This is a genomic window from Coleofasciculus sp. FACHB-712 (assembly GCF_014695635.1).
Taxonomy (GTDB): domain Bacteria; phylum Cyanobacteriota; class Cyanobacteriia; order Cyanobacteriales; family FACHB-T130; genus FACHB-T130.
This window is the reverse complement of sequence record NZ_JACJOQ010000594.1, coordinates 1-7,214: the sequence shown is the minus strand read 5'-3', so window position 1 is coordinate 7,214 and position 7,214 is coordinate 1. Positions and strand designations below refer to the sequence as shown.

Below are 7,214 nucleotides of genomic sequence, written 5' to 3'. Positions count from 1 at the left end.
GTCGAGATGTACCCACCACTCCGGAATTTCATCTGCACGAAAAATTTCACGAGTTTGGTTAGGCGGCGTGCCTGGAAAACCCAAATTTGCAGTAACAGATAATTTGGACAACTTGAGCAATAAACTTTTCCTAGTTTGGTTCTCCACCTAGCGTTTATAGCTTGGGGCAAGGGTGCTTAGATAGAAAGTAATCCCTATTCCCACAGGAATAATCTCGATTAATAGCAAGATAAAGGCAGAACTAGCTAAACACAAAAATGGTATCTTTTGCGCTGGGGATGAAACATCTTCATCAGTTTGCCTTTGCTGCGGGTGAGTGAGGCTACCGTTACCAACCACTGCTCAACCAACTCCAAGAATTAGAAATTAATCGCTATTGCTCAGTTGCTGCCATGTCGCTTGATAGTCTTACTCCTATTACTTCGTAGACTTTTACCGTCCTTCTTACCACATCCTGGTCATCAAATTCACGTAACACCTTCTCTCTCCCGGCGTCCCCCATTGCTTTGCACAGATCTGGATCTTTCAGGAGTACCTCAATGGCATTAGCCAGCAGCCGAGCATTTTTAACTGGAACCAGAAAGCCATTTTCGCCAGGAATAACCACCTCTCGACAGCCAGGGACATCCGTTGCTACCAGTGGTTTCCCCATCGCAGCTGCTTCTAGTAAAATCCGAGGCACACCTTCCCGGTAGGAAGGAAGCACAACAACGGTTGATAAGGCGATCGGGTTTTCCATCTTCTCTACATACCCTAGAAGGTCAACCGCTCCTTCCCTGCGCCACTGCTCCAAGGTCATCTCAGAAATTGAAGATGGATTTCCGGTGTCTGGGACACCTGCTATTTGAAAGGTCGCGCAGACTCCTTTTGTTTTGAGGATGCGGGCAGCTTCAACGTATTCAATCAGACCCTTATCAACTAGCAGCCTAGCGGCGAACAACACAACCGGAGCAGGTGGAGCATCAGGGTGACTAGGACGTGGTGAAAAGCGCTTCAAGTCAACACCAGAGCTTCTGATTAGTACCGTCCGGTCCGGAACGATCAACTTTCGGTCTGCAAAAGCTTGCAGATCATCCATATTCTGGAACACAACCCTCACTCTACGAGCAGTCAATATCTGCCGATACAGAAACCGGATAATAGGTTGTAAAATACGAGCCTTCCACTCGGTGCTAATAAAGATGTAGCCCAAGCCGGTTACAGCATTCACAACTGCTCTCGTTCTACTGAGCTTTGCACCAATCGTTCCGTACAGAACGCATTTAATTGTAAAGTGATGGACAGCGGAGGGCTTCTCACGAAGGTAAATGTATGTTAAGTGAGCAATGGTTAAGAGTTCTACTAGAGGGTTGATACTCCGCCGACTCAGCCGCAGTTGAATCCAACGAAACCCTTCTGCTTCCAGCCTTTCGACGTAGGCATCCCAAGGGGAAACTAAAACGACTTCGATTCCCTGAAGACGCAAAAATCTAGCTAGAGGCAGACGGAAGTTATAAAGATACCAGCCCGTATTAGCAACTAGCAAAATTTTCAGGCGATTTTTGTTTTCCACACAACTTAATCTCACCCTAGTTTTATCAATTAGTTTATATGCAGGTATGGAAATATATAAACTTGATAGTGAAACCAATACTAATAAGGTTGTCTATAAGTCAATTCGCCCAGCTTATATCTGGTCTTGGTAGTGGCTCTCTTCAGAGCTAACAATCTTAGGGAAAAACAGGGTTCTATCGATTCATTCCCAGTTGAATGCTTCGCCACTACAAGATAATTAGCGCCTTACAGATATACTCTAAAGACTCCAATAATGGATAGTGGATGGTAATGTAGCAGGGTCAAGAACCGATTTGACATCCATTAATACTCCACCTGAGCGCAGACAAGTGAGTAGTTGAGCGCTGGGCATGTCTAGGTAGACTTGATGACTGACTGCAAGGATCAGTCCCTCCAGATCGGATAAGGCTTGCCAAGGGACAAGGTCAATGTTGTAGTAGCGCTGTGCTTCATCGGGATCGACCAAGGGGTCATGTACGAGTGGCTCTACACCAAATTGTTGCAGCTCTGCCACAATATCTGGCACTCGGCTATTGCGAAGGTCTGGCACATTTTCCTTAAACGTTAGCCCTAGAATCCCAATTCGCGACCCTTTGATGGGCAGATTAGCCTGAACTAAAAGCTTGACTAGGCGCTGTCCTAGGTATGTACCCATGCTGTCGTTGATACGGCGACCGGCTAGGATGACTTGAGGATGATACCCCAGCTCTTCTGCTTTAGTCGTCAGGTAATAAGGATCGACCCCAATGCAATGACCCCCGACGAGTCCAGGTGTGAAGGGCAAAAAATTCCATTTGGTTTTGGCTGTTGCCAAAACATCCCAGGTACGGATGCCTAGGCGATCGCAAATTAAGGCTAACTCGTTCATCAAGGCAATGTTCAAGTCTCGTTGAGTGTTCTCGATAACTTTGGCTGCCTCAGCTACTTTGATGGAAGGGGCGCGGTAAACGCCTGCGTCAATGATGCTGCCGTAGACATTGGCAACCCGTTCCAGGGTTTCGGCATCCTCCCCAGCTACGACTTTGACCAGGTTTTCTAGGGTGTGAACGCGATCGCCCGGATTGATCCGCTCTGGTGAGTAACCTAGCTTAAAATCTATACCCTGCTGTAAGCCTGATACCTTTGCTAAGACCGGCCCACAAATATCTTCTGTTACTCCCGGATACACAGTGGATTCGTATACGATTACTGCTCCTGGTTGTAGCACTTTGCCAATTGTTTCAGAAGCTTGGATCAGGCAGGTTAAGTCCGGTCGGTGGTTACGATCGATTGGCGTTGGTACGGCGACTACAAAAAAATTTGCTTCGGCGAGGTTGGCGATCGCAGTGGAGATCCGGAGATTGGAGGTTTTTAAGTCATCATTGCTGACTTGACGCGCAGGATCGATGCCCTGCATGAGGATCTTGACTTTCTCGACATTACTATCAAAGCCAATTGTGCCGGGGAACTTTTTGGCAAACGCCAAGGCAACAGGTAAACCAACATAACCAAGACCGATGACGGCAATGCGATTTGTTTGCCTAAACGCTTTGCGATCGCTCATGATACTTGCTTCTCTTTGATGTTTAGAACCGGGTCGGTCTGCCTTTAGTCATCTAACCATGCCTGGAACATTAGGACAGCCCATAGACAATATTGCCAGCTTGCGATCGCCCGATAGATGCTTCTTCTGTTTCTGACCAATGGGTTGAGGATTGAAACAACCCTAATGCTGCGATCGCTGTTCTCAAAGCAATGCTTCTCACCAGTGGCACACAGAACTCTGGCAACCGGCATTTAATCGAGATACCAAAGCCCATTTTGGTTTCCTCAATCAAGTTCCGAGGCATATACTTACATAAAACTTGCGGCAAAAGTTATGTACCCTAACTTTTTTTAATTTTAATTGTCAGTGGCACGCACTTAGCAAATTCCATAACTACAAAGCTAACAATTTATATTAGCGACTCAGAAATCTTTTAGAAAATGTTTCATTCCTACACCATTTATCCCATCCTAGTATTACCAACTAATTTCTATTCCACGTTTTGAAATATTTTAATTTGCTAGCCGTTCTAATACCAAACTACAGTACCTTTGATATACACCTTACTTGGCGTATTCAGCTTGATACCTATAGATTATAATCAATCATTTGTTGTAGCTTTCAAGCAATGCTCCTGCTTCATAAGAGGGTATACGCACTTTTTACGTCAGTAGTTTCAAAGGCAAGTTTAAGTAGTAGAGATTTACACGATGAAGCCTTAATTCCTTGTCGTGAGTCCTGTGGTACAATTCCACAACCGAATACCGCCATTATACCTTCTGGTATATGGTAGGCTGTGCCCGCCTCGACTTGATGCATTGTAATGCCTGCTGATTCCCAACTTAAATCAATACTTTCTCCATTTTTATTCTTATAAATAAATTTTTTTAATTTAATGTCTATAGCAGGAGGCGTTCTAATAGTAATACTAAGGCTACTAGTGATTTCTTCAACCTTGAATAGTGGCTTCCCACTCATAGAGTAACAGTTATTCAACTTTTGAATGAGATGGTATCTTACTTCTGGGTCGGGAATTTCTACAGCAATCTGCGGCACCATTGCCAGAAGTTGCTTGTAATCTGTTTTTTGTAAGCCAAATACACCCATAAATTTGGGGATATCTGAAATTGCCGATGAAAACCCTTGATATTCATCCCGATGAATTGCGGCTTGCCCCATACTGGTGGCAAAGACTAAAGTTATTTCTGGATTTACTTTGCACAATTGCATGGCATCAGCCAATATTTTGTCAAGTATTTCAAGAGCGAAAATCATGGTAGCCGCATGGATCTTGGGTTGAGTGAGGTAGCGATCGCCAAATTCTTCAGGAAAAATATGGTGCCAGTAGCGGTGCATTACACTAGCCACATGATTCGTAAAAAATGTAGAAAATGCGGGTGGGTTATGGGCGTTATAGAGAGATTTGAATATATCCCATAAAAGGATAGTCTGGAAAGTTGATCGACGTGCAACACGTGGTAGGTCAATCCATTCCATACAAAGCTGCTTGGCGATTTGTATGATGGTACTCCTGGAAATACCAAGTTTAGGTGCAGAAGCTAATAAACCTGATAAATCTTTAGAAATCAGTCTATCTTTTTTGACAACAAGACCGTTTTTGGCAACTTGCCCCAGGTTAAATTTTTGGAAAGGCTCAATATATCTGGGAATACACCTTTCGTCGTGAGCAAAAGTATCGGGAATGTAGAATCCACCCTCACCTGGATCGCTAGGAGGCCAACTTTGTAAAGAACCACAGATACCAATACTTAGACCAAGTTCGCGAAAGTCCTCCCAGAGTGGCTTACCTTTGAAAGTACGGGGATCTTGCCCTAAATTTTTGATTCCATGCTCTTGATTACTCATACCCCGATAAAATGAAGGCCAAGTAACCCAAGGTGAGAGTTCACCGCTATCAACTGCTAACGTAGTGTAAGTTTTAGCGTTGTCAAAAAACTTTCTGATATGAGGAAAGCGTGGATCAGTTTTGAATCTATCGATAAGCTGCCACGGAACTTCATTAATTTCCAATAACAGAATTTTACGGAGTGGTCTAACTAAATTAGACATTTATAACCTCCAATAGTTTATTTTTAGGGGCAGAGTAACTGGAGCAATTACTGACTTAACATTTATCAAGTTTTGATAAGGAATTTAGATAAAGAGTGTCAGGCATCTAACCAGGCTTGGAACATCAGGACATCCCAAAGATAGTATTGCCAGTTGCGATCGCCCGCAAGATGCTCCTTCCATTTCTGGCGAATCGGTTCTGGATTGAAAAAACCCTCATCCCGCAGTCGCTGTTCAGAAAGTAGTTCCTCTGCCCAGTCTCGTAAAGAACCGCGCAACCAGCGTTTAATTGGAACGCCGAAGCCCATTTTGGGACGCTCGATCAGGTTACTTGGCACATACTTACACAAAACTTGGCGCAACAGCCATTTACCTTGCTTATTCTGAATTTTCATAGACAGTGGCACGCGCCAAGCAAATTCGACCAGCCGATGATCTAACAGCGGTACGCGGGCTTCTAAACCCACACCCATACTCGCCCTGTCTACCTTAGCAAGGATATCGTCCGGTAGATAGGTGACAGTGTCGAGGTACATCATTCGCTGAATAAAGGATGGTAGGTGCGTCCAGTGTTGACGTAGGACAGAGTCCGAACCGTAGGCATCGCTTAAGATTGTCGGTAGTTCGCAGCTACCTATGACTACAGCTTCGGGGTTTTCCCAGTGAGAAACTAGACCTTTGTACATGGCGTCGGGATGAGGCACTGCCAAAATCTCAGCCAGCTTATGCAGTTTGTCTCCTGGATGGCGTTGCTGGAGTTGAGTTGGTAGTAGGCTATCAAAATGTGTAAAGCCCCGATCCCAAGACTGAGGGGATAAGCGGGTTAATGCACTCGCTGCAACCTGCCGCCAACTTGGTGGTATCCAGCCAATCTGCTGCCAAATCTTGGCACCCCAGAAGTAGCGGTTGTAGCCAGCAAACAGTTCATCGCCCCCATCTCCGGAAAGGGCAACGGTAACTTGCTGTCTGGCAAGTTGAGACACTAAGAAGGTAGGAATCTGGGATGAGTCGGAGAAGGGTTCATCGTAAAGCATCGGTAGCTTGGGGATAACTGCTAGTGCTTCCTCCGGTGTCACATACAGTTCTGTATGGTCTGTACCTAGATGCTTAGCGACAGCCTTGGCATAAACTGCTTCATTGAAAGCGTCTTCATCAAAACCGATGGTAAATGTTTTCACTGGTTGGCTGGAAAGCAGCTGCATCAAGGCAACTACAGTCGAAGAATCGATGCCCCCTGACAGGAAAGCACCCAAGGGCACATCTGCCACCATTCGCAGCTGTACTGCTTGCTGTAACAAAGCTTCCAACTGTTCTACTGCTTCCGACTTTGAACCTGTGAAAGGGTTAGCAATACCCGATTCAGCAACTTCCTTGGCAGACCAATAGGGTACGGTAGGAGAACGAGTCGCACCCCCATTCCAACTTAGAAGAGTGCCAGGGGGTAGCTTGTAAATACCTTTATAGACGGAATAGGGTGCTGGGATGTAGTTATGCCGCATAAACAAGGCTAAGGCATCCCGGTTAATTTCAGCCTCGAAATTAGGATAAGCCTTGAGAGCTTTTAATTCAGATGCAAATAAAAAAGTTCCATTTATCCAGCCGTAATAGAGGGGTTTTTCGCCTAGTTTGTCTCGCCCTAAATGTAAAACTCGCTCTTGCCAATCCCACAACGCAAAGGCAAACATCCCGTTAAAACGTTTGACTGCTGGTTCCACGTCCCACTCGCTGAAAGCAGCCAGCATCACCTCTGTGTCGGAACGACCGCGAAACCGATGTCCTAGCCGTTCCAATTCTCGCCGCAATTCTAAAAAGTTATAAATCTCGCCATTGAATACAATTACATAGCGCCCACTTGCAGACACCATCGGCTGATGTCCTTCTGGGGAAAGGTCTACAATCGCCAGTCGCCGATGCCCAAAACCAATCCCAGATGCAGCATCCACCCATACTCCGCCGTCATCTGGCCCTCGATGGAGTAGGGTATTTGACATTTTCTGCGCGATCGCCTGCATCTGCAATGCGCTTTTTTGGCAGGATGTGTCCCAAAAACCTGTAATACCGCACA

Annotated in this window: 5 protein-coding genes; all 5 read right to left on the bottom strand. The window is 45.5% G+C overall.

The window, feature by feature from the left end; translation table 11 throughout:
* Nucleotides 1-373 precede the first annotated feature (373 nt).
* The gene (locus H6F50_RS21665) at nt 374-1,552 is read right to left on the bottom strand and encodes a glycosyltransferase family 4 protein (protein ID WP_190430302.1); all 1,179 of its coding nucleotides are present in this window, start codon (nt 1,550-1,552) and stop codon (nt 374-376) included.
* A gap of 240 nt (nt 1,553-1,792) precedes the next feature.
* Nucleotides 1,793-3,097 carry a nucleotide sugar dehydrogenase gene (locus H6F50_RS21660; RefSeq protein ID WP_190430301.1) on the bottom strand — a complete coding sequence of 435 codons (1,305 nt, stop codon included), beginning with the start codon at nt 3,095-3,097 and terminating at the stop codon, nt 1,793-1,795.
* A gap of 70 nt (nt 3,098-3,167) precedes the next feature.
* Nucleotides 3,168-3,353, bottom strand: coding sequence for a hypothetical protein (locus tag H6F50_RS21655; RefSeq protein ID WP_190430300.1), 186 nt, complete (start codon nt 3,351-3,353; stop codon nt 3,168-3,170).
* Between the two features lie 365 nt (nt 3,354-3,718).
* A complete protein-coding gene (locus tag H6F50_RS21650) occupies nt 3,719-5,149 on the bottom strand; it encodes a hypothetical protein (protein ID WP_190430299.1) in 1,431 nt (476 codons plus the stop codon).
* Between the two features lie 98 nt (nt 5,150-5,247).
* The coding region (gene asnB / locus H6F50_RS21645; protein ID WP_199292303.1) for an asparagine synthase (glutamine-hydrolyzing) at nt 5,248-7,214 on the bottom strand (1,967 nt) is incomplete at its 5' end.